Consider the following 19,333-nt stretch of genomic DNA (forward strand, 5'->3'; position numbering starts at 1 on the left):
ACATGAACTGGATCACAAATTACGTCCGTCCGCGGATCAACTCGATCTTTTCGCGCCGTGAGGTGCCGGACAACCTGTGGACCAAATGTGACGAATGTGGAACCATGCTGTTTCACCGCGAGCTGAAGGGCAATCAGAACGTCTGTACGCAATGTGGTCATCACATGGCCATCACGGCGCGGGATCGGTTTGAGGCCTTGTTTGACGGTGGTGTGTTTGTCGAAGTTGCAGTGCCCGAGCCAGTGGCCGATCCACTGCAGTTTAAGGATCAGAAAAAATATCCTGAACGCATGAAGGCGGCTCAGAAAAAGACCAGCGAAAAAGAAGCCATGTTGGTGGCGGAAGGTGAGATAGGGCGCTCCCCGATTGTCGCAGCCTGTCAGGATTTCTCTTTTATGGGGGGCTCCATGGGCATGTATGTCGGCAATGCGATTATCGCAGCGGCCGAACGTGCGGTTGCGTTGAAGCGGCCTTTGGTGCTGTTTTCTGCGGCTGGCGGCGCACGCATGCAGGAAGGCATCCTCTCGCTGATGCAAATGCCGCGCACGACGGTGGCTGTGCAGATGCTGAAAGAGGCTGGCTTGCCGTATATCGTTGTGCTGACCCATCCAACAACAGGTGGTGTGACCGCGTCTTACGCCATGCTGGGCGATGTGCAGATCTCCGAACCAAACGCTCTGATCTGTTTTGCGGGCCCGCGTGTGATCCAACAAACCATTGGTGAGCAATTGCCTGAGGGATTCCAGCGTGCGGAGTATCTTCTGGATCATGGGATGTTGGACCGCGTGACCAAGCGAACCGAACTCAAGGAAGAGCTGGTCACCATTATCCGGATGCTGATGTCTATGCCACCCGCCGTCAAAGGCGATTTGCCTGCGCCGGTCGCGGAAGATGACGCTTCTGAAGAGGGAAAAGCCGCAGGCGACGCTGACACATAAGGCCGTAAGGGCGTAAAGTTTTGCGGGCTCCTGGTTGTTTGACCGGGAGCCCGCTTTGTTTTAGGGCGGGCCAGCTGAAAGGGAGCCACATATGACCCAAGTCGACACCACATCAGATGCCATTCTCGCTCGGATGCTGGCTTTGCATCCGAAGATCATCGATCTGACGCTGGATCGCATGTGGCGGTTGCTTAAGGTGCTTGGGAATCCACAGGAACAGCTGCCTGCCGTGGTGCATCTGGCTGGGACAAACGGCAAGGGCAGTACACAGGCGATGATCCGGGCCGGTTTGGAAGGGGCGGGGCACAGTGTGCATGCCTATACCAGCCCGCATCTCGCGCGCTTTCATGAGCGTATCCGTCTGGCCGGGTCTTTGATCGACGAGGCCTATCTGACCGAAGTGTTGGACGAATGCTGGGAAGCCAATCAGCGTGAAAATATAACGTATTTTGAAATCACGACCTGCGCTGCCTTGCTGGCTTTTGCCAGGGTGAAGGCCGATTTTACGCTGCTTGAAGTGGGACTCGGAGGCAGGTTGGATGCCACCAACGTGATTGAGGATCCAAAGATCACTGTCATCACGCCGATTTCCATCGATCATGAGCAGTTCCTGGGCAATACGCTGACCAAGATCGCCGGAGAGAAGGCGGGTATTATCAAGCGCGGTGTCCCAGTTGTGGTTGGGCCACAACCAGACGAGGCCATGGAAGTGATTGAAGCCACGGCCGCGCGTTTGGGGGCACCGGTTTTGGCTTATGGTCAGCACTGGCATGTCTACGAAGAACATGGGCGTCTGGTGTTTCAGGATGAGACAGGCCTTTTGGATCTGCCGCTGCCTGCTTTGCCCGGCGCACATCAAATTCAAAACGCAGGCGCGGCGCTTGCAGCACTTCGTTATCTAGGCTGCGATGCTGAGGCCTGTGAAGCCGCGATGCGGGAGGTTACATGGCCTGCGCGCATGCAGCGGCTTAAACAGGGGCCGCTTGTAGAAAACGCGTCAGAGGCAGAGCTTTGGCTGGATGGCGGACACAATCCTGCCGCAGGGGAAGCGATTGCCGCGTTGATCCGCACGATGCCGAAGCGGCCCACACATTTGATTTGTGGGATGCTGAACACGAAGGATGTGTCAGGTTATTTGAACCCGCTTGCAGAGGTGGCAGAGAGTTTGCATGCTGTCTCCATTCCGGGCGAGGCCAATACGCTGACCGCTGAAGAAACGGCCGGCCATGCCAAAGAGGCAGGGTTTGAAGCGCATGTTGCGCAGAGCGTGGCAGCGGCGCAGGCTGATATTCTGAAGCGTGATCCTAAGGCACGTGTTCTGATTTGCGGGTCGCTCTATCTGGCGGGCAACATTCTACGTGAGCATGGTTAGCGGGCAAACTTCAGGCGATGATAACGCCTGTTAAGCAGATCATGACAGTTTTCCGAATCGCTCTGTTGACTGATTCGAATCAGCGGCTCTATAGTTGATCCAACGCCCGATGCGCCTTTATTTTAGGGGGGCTGCGGGATCAGGGGACAGGCAGGCAGAAAAATGGGGGGCAGGGTGCCCCCCTTATAATTTCTGGCACGCGCTTTTGGCGATGGCGTTGGCAGGTTGAGCAATGCGTTGAAACTGACCGAAGTTATGGCGGCTGTGGTCAAACGGGATCAAAAACTGATCGCTCTTAACTATTTCGTTTTAAGAACGGGCCAAAAAACTTTGGTATTTGTCCGTTACCCTTAAAAATATATTGCCTCGCATCGCATAAGGCGCCTGTGAGGAAAGCGTAGACGCATGTGGAGTGCGAGTTTGGTTGACGAGTCAGGATTTGAGCAGTTCAGACCCAAAGTGCATGGGGTGTCCGTTCTCCTCAATGGTAGACCTTTGACGCTCCAGACAAAATCCAATTTGGCGGCGGCTCTTTTGGGAGTTGGTGTGACCCCATTTTGCCGAAATGCTTCATGTGATGAGTTTCGCGCCCCGTTTTGCATGACGGGCCACTGCTATGATTGTCGTGTTTTGATCAATGGGGTGGAACGGCGCGCCTGCTGTGAGAGTGTGCGAGAAGGCATGCGGATTGAGCTGGCATTTGGGCAAAGTGGGGACCCAAGTGACGCAATTTGATCTCGTGATTGTTGGCGGTGGAGCTGCGGGTCAAAGCGCTGCCTTGGAAGCTGTGACGCGAGGACTGAGCGTCGCCTTGTTGGTTGATCCAATGTTGGCGGAGAACCAGAGGCTCTACACCGAAGCGCTGCACAGCCCCTTTGAGGCGGACAGAGAACGGTATGACGCGTCGCAGGATCAGAGTGCGATCGCCAGGCTTCAGGATCGGCAAGTATATGTGGTGCCAGATGCGCAGTTGCGATCTGTCTCGGGCAATCTTGTTGGATATGATGCAAACGGTATGCGTGAGACACTACGTGCCGCTCATGTTCTATTGGAAACGGGTTTGATGGAGCGTCCGATGCCTTTGCCGGGCTGGACTTTGCCGGGCGTTATGACGATCGGAGCAGCACTGAGGCTGATGCAGCACGGCGGGCTTGCTGCAAAGGATGCCGTCTTGGTTGGGAGCGGCTTGCCGCTCTACTCTATGGCTGTGAGCCTTTTGCGGTTAGGATACCCGCCGGTGGCACTGGTAGAAACGCAAACTGCGTCTGATCTTTGGGGCGCATTGAAAAAGAATGTGGGAAGCGTGATTGCGGCGCATCGGCCAGCGCGCCGCATGATCCAAATGCTGATCGAAATTCGGAATGCAGGTGTGCCGCGATATGTTGGGGCGCATGACATTTCGCTTCTGGGGGACAGGGCGGTTGAGAGTGTACATTTTCGGCATGGGCGAAAATTGAGAGATATGCCCTGCACCAATGTGCTTTTGCACCACGGCGTCGTGAAGGATGTCAGCGTTTCTTCCGCAAGCGGGCTGACGCCAGATTGGAGCGCGGCAGAGCAGAGCTTTGATCTGAAGTCGGATGCATGGGGGCGTACTGTCGCCCCCAATATATGGCTGGTGGCTGGTGATTGTGTTCCGATCGGTATTCCTGCGCTACAGGACGCGGGGCGTGTTGCCGCGCTGACTATCGGATATGAACTCAGGAAGGTTTCAAAGTCCGTCCGAGATCGCGCTGCCATCGAGATGCGTTTAGCGCTTGCCTCTCATGGTCGGGCGACCGGCTTTGTAGATCAGGTTTTCCCGCCTTATCCTGCGGCGCTGAAGCCGCAGGATGGTGTCACAGTCTGTCGGTGCACGGGCGTCAAAGCTGCGAAAATTCGTCAGGCAGCAGCCTTGGGGGCTAGGACGATGTCAGACGTGCGCGCCTTTTCTTCGGCTGGCGACGGTTCTTGTGGGGGGGCAATGTGTGCTGCGGTCGTCGCACAAACGCTTGCGGAATTCTCACGTCAATCTGTGGAAGATGTCGGGAGCTTCACGCCGCAAACCGCTCCGGGATTGCAGCCTGTCGTCACGTTGCCGTATGATCTGAATATGGTGCTGCCCGGTGGCGGAAATGATGATTGAACCATGGCACGTCTTGAGAGATTGTGTGGCTTAAGGTGTTGCATGATGGGGGGCTGCCAGCTTCTCAAGAGGCCAAAGTATGGCGTGATGCCTGACTGATCATTCGCGATGGGAATTTTTCGTGGCATCTAAAGTTGTTTTTCATGTGCCCCAGAAATTCGTTGAAACCTATGCCGACTTGCCTCACCTCGTGCTCTTTAAGCGTATTCGGGACTTGCTCCAGGAAAGAGGTGGCAAGATCGAAGTGCGGCGTCGTGATGAAGCGCTGCGAGTGGGCTCGGCTATTGACCATGCAGAGCTGCTGGAACCTGAGAACCTGCACATTGTTGAAAATGGTGTGGTGAGACAGAACAATGCTCTGAATGCGGCTGTGGCCTATATCCCGCCCTACTATCACTTGGATGCTCATGGTGTGTTGGCAAGAAGTGCTGCGGCGCACGCTGTTTATGATCCAACATCTGTGAACCCGGTCATGGCGGCCGCGCATTTTGAAGGTCTGTACAATCGCTTGGTGCGACCAAGACGCTCCCGCTACAATCCAAAACAAGCGGTGTCTGAGTTGCCGCAAGAGTGTATTGCGGTTTTCTTGCAAGGAGATAACCCACATCGTCAGCAGACAGCCCATTGCAGCAATGAGCAGATGTTGCGGGCCGTTGCGGAAGCGGCAGAGGGGCGGCCTATTGTGGTCAAGACCCATCCACAGAGCCGACCTCTCAGAGATGTGCAGTTGATGCACGAACTCCTGCAAGAGGGTCTGCCTCTGCTGGCGACAGATGCGAATATTCATGACATTCTCTCCAAATGTGCGGCCACCGTGAGCTTCAACTCGGCTGTTGCGCTGGAAGGCTTTCTGCATGGGAAACCTGCCGTGTTGTTTGGGCAATCGGATTTCCATCACGTCTGTGAAACGGTGGTGGATCCGGATCAGTTTTCAGACGCTCTGAAGCAGGCGGTAAACAGTTCGCATGACTACGGTCGCTTTCTCTATTGGTATTTTTCCAATCACTGCGTGATGGTTGATGATCCTGTGTCGGATGAAAGAATTTTACAGGCTTTTGATGACGCGGGGTTTTCGTCGGAACGCCTTGGGCTGATGGGCTCTCACACCCTTGCGCAGAAACAGCAGCAAAAGCTCAGATTTGCCCAGCGAGAGGCCGCGCAATTGCTGCGACATAACCCCCAAACGTCATCCGTTTCGATACGGCGTTGTGTGCGCGCTGAGCCAGAACAGCAGAGGTTTATTGCAGACCGTGAGGGCGATAAGCTTCTGATCACGCGCTATCTTGATGCGCGCGGGGCGGAAACTGTCTTAGGGCGCCAGAAAGCCATGGAGGCGCTAAATGCGGTTTTGCTCGGGGGCGACTTGAAAGCCGCCCAATGTGTTATTGCGCGTCCGGACATCGGTTTGCTCGCCACCATGCAAGTGCGAGGGGAAACGCTTTCACAGAAGATGCTGAACGCCGACGCGCGCCAGCGACGTCGTTTCGTGAAACGCGCGGCTCAGTGGTTGAACGCAGTCAGTTCAGTTGGAACAGACAACGATGCAGACACGACCGAGGGATGGACGTCTGTGAGCTTGCCGCAAGCCATGCCGCAGGAAGATCGTGACATGGCCGCATCCTTGCAAGGCGCGTTGACCCAAATGTCCAATAATCAGCCGCAGCTGAGCTGGCGTTGGGTGCTCGGATATGAGGCGTTTTATCCATCAAATTTCAAACTGGGACGTGATGTGCTTTGCGCTGAGTATATTGGTCCGGAGAAAATCGTGCGGTTGGAAGATGAGATTGCGCGGTTTTTGATAGAGGCAGCGCGCTACGCGGACGTGTCCGTGGGCATGAGAACCCACGGAATGATGAAAGCAGACTGGGAGGCGTTTGTGGATGCAGGTTTGCTGCCGGATGCTGGCAGCGAAAAAGCGCTCCGCCTGTCAATCGGGCAAGAGCTGCTGTCGCAATTCTGTCAGCCAAATATCGATTATGAGATGCAAGAACCGCTGCGGGAAATAATCGCTGCCTATCTGGCGGACGTGACCTTGTGACGGGGATCATTCTGTGCGCTTGCATTTGGCAGAGCAGGCGAGCAGTGTTTGGCAGACTAATGAGGAGGTAAACCATGCAGATTGTTCGTGAATTTCCATTTGAGGTAGAAGAAAAACCTCATCTATGGATTCCCATGCCGGACGGCACACGCTTATCTGCACGGATGTGGAAGCCGGTTACTGATACGCCAGTCCCGGCTGTTCTTGAATTCCTCCCTTATCGAAAGCGTGATGGCACCGCAGAGCGGGATGCGCTGACCCATCCCTATATGGCAGGGCATGGGTATGTCTGCGTGCGAGTAGATATGCGTGGCTGTGGTGACAGTGAGGGGCTGTTTGATGATGAATACTCCCCTCAGGAACTAAGCGATGGCGTGGCTGTCGTAGAGTGGCTGGCCGCGCAGGAGTGGTGCAATGGCAACGTGGGGATGATGGGGATCAGTTGGGGTGGCTTCAATGGGTTGCAAATTGCAGCTTTGAAGCCCGAGCCCCTTAAAGCTGTGGTAAGTATCTGCTCAACCGTTGATCGATACGCGGATGATATCCACTACAAAGGGGGGACCATGCTGGGGGAGAACCCGGCTTGGGCGGCGACGGTTCTTGGGTGGTTTGCCTTGCCGCCTGATCCTGAAGTGGTCGGAGAAAATTGGCGCGCGATGTGGCTGGAACGACTGGAGAATACGCCCTTCTTGGCAGATACTTGGGTGACCAATCAGTTGAGGGATGATTATTGGCGCCATGGCAGTGTCTGTGAAGATTATTCTGCGATCAGCGCAGCGGTTTTGAGTGTTGGCGGATGGCATGACGGGTATCGCAACACAATTTCTCATCTCGTTGAGAACTTGGAGGCACCGGTCAAGGGCTTGATCGGACCTTGGATCCATAAATATCCGCATTTCGCCGTGCCGGGGCCGCGGATCGACTTTTTGGGGGAAATGCTGCGCTGGTGGGACCGTTGGCTGAAAGGCATCGACAATGGTGTGGAACATCTTCCGGATATGCGCCGATGGGTGATGGACAGCATGCCACCGCAAACCAGTTACGTAGAGCGCCCGGGGCGGTGGATTGCGGATGACAAGGCGGCGGTGCAATCGCCCTTGGAAAGCTGGCATCTTGTAGAAAACAGGTTGCAGGACGTGGCGGGGACTTGTGATCGTACCATCCACCCCGCGCTGTTCTGTGGTGAGGGGGCTGGTGAGTATTTCCCGTTTGGATTTGGTCCCGGAGAGTTGCCGGATGATCAGCGTACGGATGATGCGCTGTCTTGTTGTTTTGATACAGCGAAGCTCCCAGTGGCCAAAGATATCGTGGGGCGCCCCGTCGTGCGATTGAGCCTGGCGTCAGATAAGCCTGCGGCGCAGGTGGCCGTGCGGTTGAGCGATGTCCGGCCGGATGGCAAGAGTACATTGATCTCACACGGTGTTTTGAACCTGCGCCACCGCAATGGGCATGAGACACCAGAGGATCTGCCGATTGGTGGGGTGGTGGATGTTGAGGTGACATTGGATTCTTGCGCCTATCGGGTTCCGGAGGGGCATCAGCTGCGCGTGGCGATGTCATCGAGCTACTGGCCGTACATTTGGCCGGAAGCGGCACTGGCGACATTAAGCTTGGAAAGCGGCGTTTTGGAATTGCCAGTTCGGGAGAGCGATGTCTTGGCAGCTCCAGTGTTTGATGAGCCGCGTTCTGCGGAGCCCAGAAAAACACGGGTGCTCACCGAGCCGAAAGAAAGTAAGCGTGTTGTACGAGACCACAGCGCAAAGTCCGCCACCATGGAGATTTTTGGAGAAACCGGAAAAGTCGAAGATCTGGCCACTGGTCTGATCATGAGCTCATCGGTGACCGATTGTTTCACGATTGTGGATGGCGATCCTTGTTCGGCGGAAAGCGCCTCTGCGCGCAGGCGCACGATGCAGCGCGGGGATTGGCAGGTAGAGATTGACGCCAATATTCGCATGCGCACCGACGGCAGGAACTTCATCATGATAGCAGATTTGCTGGCGGTTGAAAATGGGGAAGAGGTCTTTCGCCGGGAATGGGAGAGCGTGATCCCACGTTTGTAGGACGTTTGCCGATCAGAAAGACAAAAGGCCCGCAGGTGTCTGCGGGCCTTATTGGTTTTATGTGTGTTTAGCGGATCACAAAAACAGACTGTTTGGCATGACGCGATATCCGCGCGGCGTTGGGGCCAATCAGGTAGTCTTTGAGTTGCGATTTATGCGCACCAACAATGATGGCATCCGCTTTCACCGCTTCAGCTTCTTTCAAGACCAGATCATACACTGTGCCCTGATCCACATGCAGACGCAGATCAGGCACATCTTTGAGCGTTTGCTGTGCCCAGCTTTCCAAAGCGGCCTTCGCCTCTTTGAGAATGGCTTTGTTGTGATCTTTGCTGAAATAGGCCCCCACAATGGACATGCCATAGTCAGGAACAACGTTCATCACATGCAGTTCTGCGCCATAGTCTAACGCCATGTGACGTGCCGCCTCTGCAGGCTTTTCAGAGCCTTTGAGGTCATTCACATCAACTGTCAGTAGGAGTGTTTTAAACATGTTCCTATCTCCTCAGAATGCTGGCTGAGTGGCGCGGCGGCGCTGAATGAGCATCAACCCGGCCAACAGCAAAAGGGCGGGAATGAAGAACAGCTCTTTCGGCATGCGCTCGTTTTCCACCTCGACTTGGGAGATCACCACAGGGGTGTCGCCGTAGTAGTCATACTCGGTTCCCAACTGACCAAAGTAAGGCGTGCCCGGGAAAGGCTCTTCCAGAACCAGCTTGCCGTCTTCCGCAAACACGGTGAGACCGTTGTCAGACATCGCCGCCTCCGGATCGCCACCGGGGTAGACCATTGTGACGGTCGTTTTGCGGTTATCCCCGGTGTCAAAGTCAGGTCCTTCCACGCGGAAGCGGACCAAGGCCCCTTCTGGCTGTTCGCCGACCACCTGCACAGCATCTGCGCCTGTCACGGTCTGATATTTTTCGGATACTTGATCGAGGAAGAAATCAGGGCGGAACAGCATGAAGGCGATGAAAAGGAGCGCGGCGCTTTCCCATTTTCGGGATTTCGCGATGAAGTAGCCCTGTGTTGCCGCGGCAAATATCAACATCGCGATCAGGGCGATGAAGAACACCAATACGGCCTTGCCAAAGCTCACATTAATCAACAGCAAGTCAGTGTTGAAGATGAACATGAAGGGCAACAGCGCGGTGCGAATGTCATAGGCGAAGCCCTGCACACCGGTTTTGATCGGATCGCCACGCGAGATTGCTGCCGCTGCGTAGGCTGCCAAGCCAACTGGCGGAGTATCATCGGCAAGAATGCCGAAATAGAAGACAAACATGTGCACGGCGATCAGCGGCACGACCAGTCCGGCTTGCGCACCAACGCCCACGATGACAGGGGCCATCAGGGAGCTGACCACGATGTAGTTTGCCGTTGTTGGCAGGCCCATGCCAAGAATCAGGCTGAGCACAGCGACGAGCAACAGCAGGATGATCAGATTGCCACCAGAGATCACTTCAATCACTTGACCAATCACCTGATGTGCGCCGGTGAGGCTGATGGTGCCGACAATGATACCTGCCGCACCCGTGGCGACGCCAATGCCGATCATGTTGCGCGCGCCCATGATCAGACCCTGCACAAAGTCTTCCCACCCGCGGGCAAACGCCGTGTTCAGAGCTGTTTCACCGCGAAAGAAGGCTTTGATTGGCCGATGCGTAACCGCGACAATGATCATAAAGACAGTTGCCCAGAAGGCTGAGAGTGCAGGAGACAGGCGATCCAGTTCTTCGGTCTTCACCATCAGGTTCCAGACGAGAATGAAGATTGGCAGAGCATAGTAAGCGCCGCCCAGCAATGTCGGTGTCAGTCGTGGCGCTTCCAGCGGTGCATTCGGATCGTCCATTGCGATGTCTGGATATTTGGATGCCAGATACAGCAGCCCAACGTACATCATGGCCACCAAGGCCACGGCGATATAGATGCTGTCTCCGACCATCGGCTCCAGCACGCTGCGAATGGCAATCATCAGAAATGTCAGTGCGCCGAGGCCGATGAAACCCGTGAGGAACAGCACGAGGATCATGATGGGGCCAATATGGCGCCCAGCTTTTTTTAGACCCTGCATCTGCATCTTCAGGGCTTCCAGATGCACAATGTAAAGCAGCGCTATGTAGGAAATCACAGCAGGCAAGAAGGCGTGTTTGACCACGTCGATGTAGGGAATGTTGACGTATTCCACCATGAGGAATGCCGCCGCCCCCATCACAGGCGGGGTGAGCTGTCCGTTGGTGGAAGAGGCCACTTCGACCGCACCCGCTTTTTCAGCAGGGAAGCCGATGCGTTTCATCAGTGGAATGGTGAACGTGCCGGTTGTCACCGTGTTCGCGATCGAGCTCCCGGAGATCATGCCGGTCATCATGGAGCTGAGAACGGAAGCTTTCGCCGGCCCACCACGAAGGGCGCCTAGCAGGGCAATCGCCACTTTGATGAACCAGTTGCCGCCGCCCGCGCGATCAAGCAGAGCGCCGAAGAGCACGAAAAGAAAGATCATGGAGGTGGATACGCCCAATGCGACGCCAAAGACGCCTTCGGTCTGCATCCAGTAATGGCCCAATGCTTTGGAGAGGGAGGCCCCACCATAGTTGGTGATTTCGCGTACCCATTCGGAATTGCCGCCGAAGAAGGCAAAGGCAACAAACGCACTGGCAATAATAACCAGTGGCAGGCCAAGGGCGCGGTATACGCAGATCATCAGGACAACCATGCCAATTGCGGACATGGTGATGTCTGTTGTGGTCCACAAGCCCGGTCGATCTGCAATCTGATATCGGAAAAAGACCAGATATAGCGACGCGCTGACACCGAGGATCAAAAGCACCCAGTCATAGATCGGAATGCGATCCCTTGGGGAGGTGCGAAACATCGGAAAGGCTAGGATCGCCAGCGTCATGGCAAATGCCAAGTGGATATAACGTGCCTGACCGACAACATTGGCAAAGTCCGAAACACCCGTGAGCTGGGCCATCATGCCCGGCAGTTTTGAGGCGATATAGAGCTGGAAGAGCGACCAGATGATACAAATCGCAATGATCAGCTTGCCTTGAAATCCGGTGGCATTGCGCGCGCCGGTGTCGACTTCTGCGACCATGGCATCTGCTGAGGCTGCGCCGTCCGTGAGATGATCTTGAGTCATTTTTGTCCCCGTGGATCCTATGCAACGAATGCGCCCTCATATCTGGGGCGCATTCGCAGTTTTTAGTTTGTCGCTGGAAGGCTTATTTCAGGCCGAGTTCCATGTAGGCTTTCTCAGCACCTGGGTGCAGAGGCGCGCTCAGGCCGTCCTTGATCATTTCTGCTGGGTCAAGGTTTGCAAATGCTGGGTGCAGCTTGCGGAAGTCTTCGATGTTCTCCATGACGGATTTGGCAACAACGTAGACAACATCGTCAGAGATCGCAGCGGAGGTTACGAAGGTTGCGCCCACACCAAAGGTGGTGGTGTCTTCGTCGGTGCCTTTGTACATGCCACCCGGAACAGTTGCGACACGGTAAAAGGCGTTTTCTTCAACCAGTTTGTCAATTTCGGGGCCTGTGATGTTCACCAGCTTTGCATCGCAGGTGGTTGTGGCTTCTTTGATGGCCGCAGCAGGGTGACCGATGGTGTAGATCATCACGTCGATGTTGCCATCGCAGAGCTGCTTGGCCATCTCGGAACCCTTATATTCGGTTGCCAGAGCGAAATCGTCCATGGTCATGCCATAGGCTTCCATCACAACTTCGGTGGTTGCGCGCAGGCCGGAACCTGGGTTGCCTACGTTGACGCGCTTGCCTTTCAGGTCGGCGAAGCTGTTCACGTCGACGTCAGAGCGTGCGATGACGGTGAACGGCTCTGGGTGTACAGAGAAGACAGCGCGTACGTCTGGGAATGGGTTGTCTGCGAATTTAGATGTGCCGTTGTAAGCGTGATACTGCCAGTCAGACTGCGCGACGCCGAATTCCAGCTCACCCGCTTTGATGGTGTTGATGTTGTATACGGACCCACCAGTGGATTCCACGGCGCAACGGATGCCGTGCTCCTTGCGGCCTTTGTTGACAAGACGGCAGATCGCGCCACCGGTCGGGTAGTATACGCCGGTCACGCCGCCGGTGCCGATGGAAATGAATTCCTGTGCAGAGGCACCTGCAGTAAAGCTCATGGAGGCGATAATTGCGGCTCCGGCCAGTTTCAGTTTAGAAATCATCTTAGGCTCCCTAGTTGATGATAGTTTGAAGTTGTGTCGTTTGTGGCTATCCCGCCCAGAAGTCTCCGAGGCGTTCATTGCGTGTTTCAACGTCTCTGATGCGTTGGCTGGCGGTCTCTCCGGACTGTGCAACCAACATTGCGATTATGGTTTCCATCAGAACTAAAGTCGCTGTGTAGGACGAGAAGAACTGTGGACTTTCTGACGGAACTATAAAGGGGAAATTTGCGTATTTCATAGCAGGACAGGCATGGCTGTCACTGATCAGGATCACAGTTGCTCCACAGTCTTGGGCTGCTTCTGCGGCGAGGACGGCGCGCGCAGCGTATGGGGCTTTGGTGACAATCAGCAGGACGTCGTCTGCTCCCAAGGTGGTCAGAGAAGCGCCAAGTGACGCGCCCATCCGTCCTGCCAATGTCCAAGTCGGCGAGAAATAGTTGGCCAGGTAGGCCATATATTCGACAATTCCTGTGGAACCGAATGCTCCAAAGAGAACCACCGTGCGGGCGTGATCCAGAGCGTCTACGGCTGCTTGGAGACGCTGTTTGTCCACCTCTTCTTCAAGCTTTGAGATGTTGAACATACAGGCGCTGGCTTGGCGCTCCAGCATGGGGCGCTGCGCGTCTGCATCCGAGGTGAGTTGTGCGGCGCGCTGTGCAAAGGATTGAGTTTGTCCCCCAACGGTCTCTCGGCAGAGCTCGCGCATGTCTTCGTAGCTGTCAAACCCCAGGGCACGGGCCAGACGTGAGAGTGTGGCTGGAGATACGCCGCTGGCGGAAGATACCGAGCGCAGAGAGCGCGCTGCGACATCTACTTGATTGGCAACGACAAAGTCCGCCGCATCCCTCAGCTTCGTGCTGAGGTCGGCATAACTTTCTGCAACCCTTTCTTGTAGACGGCTGGCGTTGCTCACGAATCTCTCCACTTGACTCGATTTATTCATTTGTTTTAGCAGGTGTCAATGTCTGGAACATTTGTTTCAAATTGTGTATTCACCCTTCAAGGCTTGTGGAGATCCATGACAGGTCACTTGCTTACTCATCACAACGTTGCGGATCGCGGCTTTACGCCACTCAAAATTACAGTTGCGCCCAACGGTGCACGACGTGGGCGCAAAGACCACCAAAAGCTGCCGATTGCAATCGATGAAATTGCCGTCACGGCGAAACAATGCGCGGATGCTGGGGCGGACGAAATTCACCTGCATGTGCGTGATGCCCAAGGGATGCATTCACTGGATTCTGGCCTGTATCGCGAAGCCATCGCTGCGATTGCGCAAACCAGTCCAGACATGACTGTGCAGATCACCACCGAGGCCGCCGGAGTTTTTTCGGTGACGCAACAGCTAGAGGTACTGGAGTGTCTGCGACCGCGGGCTGCCAGTGTTTCTGTGCGTGAGATTGCGCGGGATATCGATTTGGCACCGCGTCTGTATGGGGTCGCACGTGAGGCGGATATTGCGGTTCAGCACATTCTTTACGACCCTTCCGATGCCGCCTTGCTTGCGGAGTGGCAGGCAGAGGGCTTTATTGCACAAGAGGGCTGCGAGGTGCTTTTGGTCCTCGGGCGCTATGCACCACCTGAAGTTGCCCGTGTTGAGGATCTCTTCGCATTCGTTTCTGCGGTGGCACCTCTGTGTGAGAGTTGGACGGTTTGTGCGTTCGGAAAAACCGAACACGCCGTGGCTTGCGCTGCGATGCAAATGGGTGGGCACGTGCGCATTGGTTTCGAAAACAACCTTTGCCGCCCCGACGGCACACTGGCTGAAGACAACGCAGAGAACATCCGGCGGACCGTGAGCGCGGCATCGGCTATGGGCCGTTCCCTTTTGAAGAAAGCGTCGACAACATGAGCAAGATATTCCCACGTCATTGTTTAAAATCACTACCGGTTGCCACGCATGGAGAGGGGCCTTTTCTGTATGATCAGACGGGAAAATCCTATTTCGATGGCTCAGGCGGTGCGGCTGTCTCCTGCTTGGGGCATTCGGATCAGAAAGTGAAAGACGCGATCAAGGCGCAAGTGGATGCGGTTGCATTTGCGCACACGGGCTTTTTGACATCTGAACCCGCCGAACAACTGGCGGAGATGCTTGTCCAATATGCGCCCGAAGGGTTGGATCGGGTGTATCTCGTTTCCGGTGGCTCGGAAGCGGTGGAAAGTGCGTTGAAACTCGCGCGTCAATACGCGTTGGAAAGGGATGAGCCACAGCGCCGGCATGTGATTGCGCGCCGCCAGAGCTATCACGGCAACACGCTGGGGGCATTGGCCACAGGCGGCAACATGTGGCGACGTGAACCCTTTGCTCCGATGCTTATGCAGACCCATCATATTGCGCCCTGCTATGCCTATCGTGGTCAGTATGAAGGTGAGAGCGCTTTTGACTACGGTCAACGGGTGGCGCAAGAACTAGAAGACAAAATTCAGGATCTTGGTGCGGGGAATGTCTTGGCTTTTGTTGCGGAGCCAGTTGTCGGTGCCACCTCTGGTGCGGTGCCTCCGGTTGAAGGCTATTTCAAACGTGTCCGGCAGATTTGTGACCAATATGGCGTGTTGCTCATACTGGATGAGGTCATGTGCGGCATGGGGCGCACAGGCACGCTGTTTGCCTGTGAGCAGGATGATGTCGTACCAGATATTTGCGCTATCGCCAAAGGGCTGGGCGCCGGCTACCAGCCGATTGGTGCCATGCTGTGCAGCTCTGAAATCTACGAGACCATTCGTGATGGGTCTGGTTTTTTTCAGCATGGGCATACTTACAACGGCCACCCAACGGCCGCAGCGGCGGCATTGGCTGTGCTGACCCGCTTGACTGAAGATGGCGTTGCGGCACGGGTGGCCCCCATGGGCGCGCAGCTGAAGTCGGCTTTAAGCGATCGCTTTGGGGCGCATCCGCATGTCGGAGACATCCGGGGACGAGGGCTTTTCCTGGGGCTTGAACTGGTCGCTGATCGTAACACCAAGACCCCCTTTGATTCTGCTCTTGGGCTGGCGGCCAAGATCAAGGCAGCCGCCTTTGACACAGGTTTAATCTGCTATCCAATGGGAGGCACCATTGATGGCAAAACGGGGGCGCATGTGTTGCTTGCGCCACCGTTTATTATGGAGGAACCCCATATTGAGCTGATCTGTGATCGGTTGCAGACAGCGCTTGAGGCCAGTTTACCACGCTGACTCCTCAGTCTCTCGGCAAGAAAGGCGCAGCTTTCATTGTTTGCGGGATGTCGGCGCCCAGTCGGTTCAAAATCGTGGGCGCAAGCTGTAGCTGATCCAGCTCTGTTTCTGGCGCCGGACCTTGTGCATCGCCAAAATAGTAGAGTGCGAACTCCTGTTGCAGCGGGTCACGGCCACCGTGGTGCCCACGTGCATCCTGTCCGTGATCTGCTGTCACAATCACCTCATAGCCGAAGGCGCGCCATTTCGGAATAAAAGGCGCCAGCATTTCATCCATCACGAAACAGGCATGATCCATTTCGTGACTGTCGTGTTGGAAGCGATGGCCCATGCTGTCGAGCGTACAGGTGTGGAGCATCCCATAGTTCAAGTCACGTTTGAGGCAGAGATTTGAAAGGGTTGCAAAGAGATCCACATCACAAGGTGTCATCTGATTGGCCGCACCATATCCTGTCATCGTATGAAAGCGACCGTGGTTGATCGTAGGGCTGTCTTCTTCGTCATATTCGACGTCGCGGACATAGTCGAAGGGGTGACGATTGAAAAACTCTGACCAGAATGAATGCGCGACGGCTCCGGTGATGCCGCCGGATTTGCGTACCTGTGCGAATATATCGGGCTGTTTGATGCGGAACACATTTCCATTGCCGGTGCAGCCGTGCTCCTGTGGTGTGACACCCGTGTGGATGGAGGCATAGCAGCTTGCAGATGTCGATGGCAGAACAGAGCGCATTTTCCACTTCTGCGCTGTGCCATCGGCAACCCAACCCTCCAGATTGCCAAACAGGCGGTTCCAATTGCGCCATGGCACTCCGTCTAAAATGATCAAAAGCAGTTTACGGTCCATGTCGTGTTCCCGTCTTTGTTTTATTGAGAGAGGCGCTTTTTCAGCAGACTTCAGTTTGTGTTTAGGGGGCTTTAGACAGCAAAGGCGACGTCTGTGTGACGTCGCCTTTGCACGTGTTCCAGGATGAAAAGCTCAGTTGCCCGCGCTTTCCATTTTGCGATTGGCGATGACCTCTTCCAACCAGCCCAGCTTCATTTCTGGTACGGAGCTGAGCAGGAGATCTGTGTAATCGTCAAATGGCGGGCTCAAGACATCTGTCTTGCCGCCGTAGCGCACGACTTCGCCCTGATACATCACAGAAATGGAGTCCGCGATGGCTTTCACTGTCGCCAGATCATGCGTGATAAAGAGGTAAGCGACGTCCTCAACTTTCTGCAAATCCAGCAGCAGTTTGAGAATGCCATCGGCGACAAGCGGGTCCAGCGCGCTGGTCACTTCGTCACAAATGATCATCTTGGGTTTGGCGGCCAATGCGCGGGCAATACACACACGTTGTTTTTGCCCACCTGAAAGCTCTGCCGGATAGCGATCAATGAAGCTTTCGCCCATCTCGATTTCATCCAGAAGCTCCACAACCCGCTTGCGTTTTTCCGCGCCTTTCAGGCCGAAGTAAAATTCCAGCGGCCTGCCAATGATCGTGCCCACGGTTTGGCGGGGGTTCATGGCCACATCGGCCATCTGATAGATCATTTGCAGTTCGCGAAGATCCTCGCGACTGCGCCCGTCCAGGCTGGGAGACAAGTCGCGGCCAGCGAAATGGATGTTGCCCCGGCTTTGGGGCAGCAATCCGGTGATCACCCGTGCGAGTGTGGATTTGCCGGACCCGCTTTCGCCCACCACGGCCAATGTCTGACCGGGATGCAGCTCCACATTGATGTTTTTGAGGACATCGAAGTTCGTACCCTTATAGCGGGCGGTGATGTTCTCCACCTTCAAGACAGGTTCAGGCGTCGGAGCTTTCTCCGCATGGTCAATAGACCGCACAGAGACCAGAGCCTTGGTATAGTCTTCCTGTGGATTGTTGATGATCTGATCAACGGATCCGTATTCGACCATATCCCCCATTTTGAGCACAAGGATATCGTCGCTGACCTGCGCCACCACGGCGAGGTCATGGGTGATGTAAAGAGCGGCCACACCTGTGTCGCGAATGGCTTCTTTGATCGCCATCAAAACATCAATTTGTGTGGTCACATCCAGTGCGGTGGTCGGTTCGTCAAACACAACCAGATCGGGCTCGGGACAAAGCGCAAGAGCGGTCATGCAACGTTGCAGCTGCCCCCCTGACACTTGGTGCGGATAGCGATTTCCGATGTTTTCCGGATCAGGCAGGCCCAGTTTGCCAAACAGCTCTACCGCGCGGGCCTCTGCGTCGCGTTTGGAAAATTTGCCCTGTCCGACCGCTGCCTCGATCACCTGATCCATGATCTTCTTGGCAGGGTTGAATGACGCTGCTGCGGACTGGCTGACATAGGTCACCTCGCCGCCCCGCAGATTGCGCACGTCCCCTTGAGAGGTTTTCAGGATGTCACGTCCGTTCACCCAGACCTCACCACCAGTGATCTGCACGCCCCCTCGGCCATAAGCCATGGAGGCAAGACCAATGGTGGATTTCCCTGCACCGGATTCACCAATCAGACCAAGCACCTGACCTTTCGCCAATTCAAAGCTCACGCCATGGACAATTTCGATGTCATGAGGCTTTTCACCGGGAGGATATACGGTTGCACCGATTTTGAGATCGCGCACTTTCAGAAGCTTTTCGCTCATCCGCGGCCCCCTTTCAGTGATGTGGTGCGGTTCAGAACCCAGTCCGCCACGAGGTTTACGGAAATTGCGAGGGTCGCAATGGCCACGGCTGGATAGAGGGCCGCGCCGATACCGTAGACGATGCCGTCAGCGTTCTCTTTCACGATGCCGCCCCAATCTGCCTGTGGCGGTTGAACGCCCAAACCCAGGAATGAGAGTGTGGACACAAACAGCACCATGAAGATGAAACGCAGGCCCATTTCTGCCACCAAAGGAGACAGAGCATTGGGCAGGATTTCCCGGAAGATGATCCAGCTGCGGCCTTCGCCGCGAAGCTTCGCGGCCTCGACATAGTCCATGACGTTGATGTCCACAGCGACCGCGCGTGCCAGTCGGTATACGCGTGTGGAATCCAACAGTCCCATGACCACGATCAGCACAGGTACAGTGACAGGCATAACCGACAACACAACCAGCGCAAAAATGAGCGATGGGATCGACATGATCAGATCGACAAATCGGCTCATGGCCTGGTCGGCCCAACCACCCAGCACTGCGGCGAGAAAGCCGAGAATGGAGCCGGTTGTGAAGCTGAGTATGGTTGCTGCGGTTGCGATGAAGATGGTGGTGCGCCCACCGTAAATCATGCGGCTTAACAGATCACGTCCGAGGTTGTCCGTACCCAGCAGGAATTCGCTGGACGGCGGCAGCCAGACGTCGCGGCTCACAATTTCGGCCACGCCATATGGTGCGATCCATGGGGCGAAAATTGCCACAAGGAAATACAGTGAAGTGAAACACAGCCCGATCAGGGCGGCGATGGGTATTCTCATCAGAAAATCC

15 protein-coding genes are annotated in these 19,333 nt (G+C 55.4%); 8 read left to right on the forward strand and 7 right to left on the reverse strand.

Translation table 11 applies throughout. The features are described 5' to 3' along the window. The first annotated feature begins 2 nt into the window (after nt 1-2). From accD to SHM7688_RS16985, 6 genes are all read left to right on the forward strand, one after another. Complete coding sequence (gene accD, locus SHM7688_RS16965) at nt 3-938, forward strand: acetyl-CoA carboxylase, carboxyltransferase subunit beta (protein ID WP_058241203.1); 936 nt, start codon at nt 3-5, stop codon at nt 936-938. A gap of 91 nt (nt 939-1,029) precedes the next feature. Continuing rightward, entirely contained in the window at nt 1,030-2,310 is a 1,281-nt protein-coding gene (locus SHM7688_RS16970) for a bifunctional folylpolyglutamate synthase/dihydrofolate synthase (RefSeq protein ID WP_058241132.1), read from the forward strand. Between the two features lie 405 nt (nt 2,311-2,715). Further along, nucleotides 2,716-3,045: a 2Fe-2S iron-sulfur cluster-binding protein gene (locus SHM7688_RS19475; protein ID WP_083499094.1), complete on the forward strand. Its 330-nt coding sequence runs from the start codon at nt 2,716-2,718 to the stop codon at nt 3,043-3,045. Further along, nucleotides 2,999-4,435 carry an FAD-dependent oxidoreductase gene (locus SHM7688_RS16975; RefSeq protein WP_058241133.1) on the forward strand — a complete coding sequence of 479 codons (1,437 nt, stop codon included), beginning with the start codon at nt 2,999-3,001 and terminating at the stop codon, nt 4,433-4,435. Before SHM7688_RS19475 ends, SHM7688_RS16975 begins: the two co-directional genes overlap by 47 nt. A 121-nt stretch (nt 4,436-4,556) precedes the next feature. Continuing rightward, the gene (locus SHM7688_RS16980; protein ID WP_058241134.1) at nt 4,557-6,473 is read left to right on the forward strand and encodes a capsular polysaccharide export protein, LipB/KpsS family; all 1,917 of its coding nucleotides are present in this window, start codon (nt 4,557-4,559) and stop codon (nt 6,471-6,473) included. Nucleotides 6,474-6,547: 74 nt separating this feature from the next. Next, nucleotides 6,548-8,536: a CocE/NonD family hydrolase gene (locus SHM7688_RS16985; RefSeq protein WP_058241135.1), complete on the forward strand. Its 1,989-nt coding sequence runs from the start codon at nt 6,548-6,550 to the stop codon at nt 8,534-8,536. 67 nt (nt 8,537-8,603) lie between these two features. Here SHM7688_RS16985 and SHM7688_RS16990 read toward each other — a convergent pair whose 3' ends face one another. The 4 genes from SHM7688_RS16990 to SHM7688_RS17005 form a co-directional block, all read right to left on the reverse strand. Next, nucleotides 8,604-9,029 (reverse strand): universal stress protein, encoded by a 426-nt coding sequence (locus SHM7688_RS16990; RefSeq protein ID WP_058241136.1) that lies wholly within the window; start codon nt 9,027-9,029, stop codon nt 8,604-8,606. 12 nt (nt 9,030-9,041) lie between these two features. Then, nucleotides 9,042-11,675 (reverse strand): TRAP transporter permease, encoded by a 2,634-nt coding sequence (locus SHM7688_RS16995; RefSeq protein ID WP_058241137.1) that lies wholly within the window; start codon nt 11,673-11,675, stop codon nt 9,042-9,044. An 82-nt stretch (nt 11,676-11,757) separates the two neighbouring features. Next, on the reverse strand, nt 11,758-12,720 hold the full coding sequence (locus tag SHM7688_RS17000) for a TAXI family TRAP transporter solute-binding subunit (protein WP_058241138.1): 963 nt from the start codon (nt 12,718-12,720) through the stop codon (nt 11,758-11,760). Nucleotides 12,721-12,766: 46 nt separating this feature from the next. After that, nucleotides 12,767-13,633 (reverse strand): MurR/RpiR family transcriptional regulator, encoded by an 867-nt coding sequence (locus SHM7688_RS17005; protein WP_058241139.1) that lies wholly within the window; start codon nt 13,631-13,633, stop codon nt 12,767-12,769. Between the two features lie 105 nt (nt 13,634-13,738). Between SHM7688_RS17005 and SHM7688_RS17010 the strand changes: the two genes are divergently transcribed. Both SHM7688_RS17010 and SHM7688_RS17015 read left to right on the forward strand, forming a co-directional pair. Next, complete coding sequence (locus tag SHM7688_RS17010) at nt 13,739-14,572, forward strand: beta-keto acid cleavage family enzyme (RefSeq protein WP_083499097.1); 834 nt, start codon at nt 13,739-13,741, stop codon at nt 14,570-14,572. Beyond that, nucleotides 14,569-15,894 carry an aspartate aminotransferase family protein gene (locus SHM7688_RS17015; RefSeq protein WP_058241140.1) on the forward strand — a complete coding sequence of 442 codons (1,326 nt, stop codon included), beginning with the start codon at nt 14,569-14,571 and terminating at the stop codon, nt 15,892-15,894. The genes SHM7688_RS17010 and SHM7688_RS17015 overlap by 4 nt, the downstream gene beginning before the upstream one ends. 4 nt (nt 15,895-15,898) lie before the next feature. Here SHM7688_RS17015 and SHM7688_RS17020 read toward each other — a convergent pair whose 3' ends face one another. From SHM7688_RS17020 to SHM7688_RS17030, 3 genes are all read right to left on the reverse strand, one after another. After that, nucleotides 15,899-16,741, reverse strand: coding sequence for an alkaline phosphatase family protein (locus SHM7688_RS17020; RefSeq protein WP_058241141.1), 843 nt, complete (start codon nt 16,739-16,741; stop codon nt 15,899-15,901). Between the two features lie 132 nt (nt 16,742-16,873). Continuing rightward, a complete protein-coding gene (locus SHM7688_RS17025; protein WP_058241142.1) occupies nt 16,874-18,511 on the reverse strand; it encodes an ABC transporter ATP-binding protein in 1,638 nt (545 codons plus the stop codon). Beyond that, nucleotides 18,508-19,326: an ABC transporter permease gene (locus SHM7688_RS17030; RefSeq protein ID WP_144432624.1), complete on the reverse strand. Its 819-nt coding sequence runs from the start codon at nt 19,324-19,326 to the stop codon at nt 18,508-18,510. Before SHM7688_RS17030 ends, SHM7688_RS17025 begins: the two co-directional genes overlap by 4 nt. Between the last annotated feature and the right edge of the window lie 7 nt (nt 19,327-19,333).

The organism is Shimia marina (genome assembly GCF_001458175.1).
Classification (GTDB): Bacteria; Pseudomonadota; Alphaproteobacteria; order Rhodobacterales; family Rhodobacteraceae; genus Shimia; species Shimia marina.

Bases quoted from the DNA above. Each gene is read 5' to 3' on its own strand.
- SHM7688_RS17010 (WP_083499097.1), top strand. From the start codon at position 13,739: ATGACAGGTCACTTGCTTACTCATCACAACGTTGCGGATCGCGGCTTT.
- accD (WP_058241203.1), top strand. From the start codon at position 3: ATGAACTGGATCACAAATTACGTCCGTCCGCGGATCAACTCGATCTTT.
- SHM7688_RS16985 (WP_058241135.1), top strand. From the start codon at position 6,548: ATGCAGATTGTTCGTGAATTTCCATTTGAGGTAGAAGAAAAACCTCAT.
- SHM7688_RS16970 (WP_058241132.1), top strand. From the start codon at position 1,030: ATGACCCAAGTCGACACCACATCAGATGCCATTCTCGCTCGGATGCTG.
- SHM7688_RS16995 (WP_058241137.1), bottom strand. From the start codon at position 11,675: ATGACTCAAGATCATCTCACGGACGGCGCAGCCTCAGCAGATGCCATG.
- SHM7688_RS16990 (WP_058241136.1), bottom strand. From the start codon at position 9,029: ATGTTTAAAACACTCCTACTGACAGTTGATGTGAATGACCTCAAAGGC.
- SHM7688_RS17020 (WP_058241141.1), bottom strand. From the start codon at position 16,741: ATGGACCGTAAACTGCTTTTGATCATTTTAGACGGAGTGCCATGGCGC.
- SHM7688_RS17015 (WP_058241140.1), top strand. From the start codon at position 14,569: ATGAGCAAGATATTCCCACGTCATTGTTTAAAATCACTACCGGTTGCC.
- SHM7688_RS19475 (WP_083499094.1), top strand. From the start codon at position 2,716: ATGTGGAGTGCGAGTTTGGTTGACGAGTCAGGATTTGAGCAGTTCAGA.
- SHM7688_RS17025 (WP_058241142.1), bottom strand. From the start codon at position 18,511: ATGAGCGAAAAGCTTCTGAAAGTGCGCGATCTCAAAATCGGTGCAACC.
- SHM7688_RS17000 (WP_058241138.1), bottom strand. From the start codon at position 12,720: ATGATTTCTAAACTGAAACTGGCCGGAGCCGCAATTATCGCCTCCATG.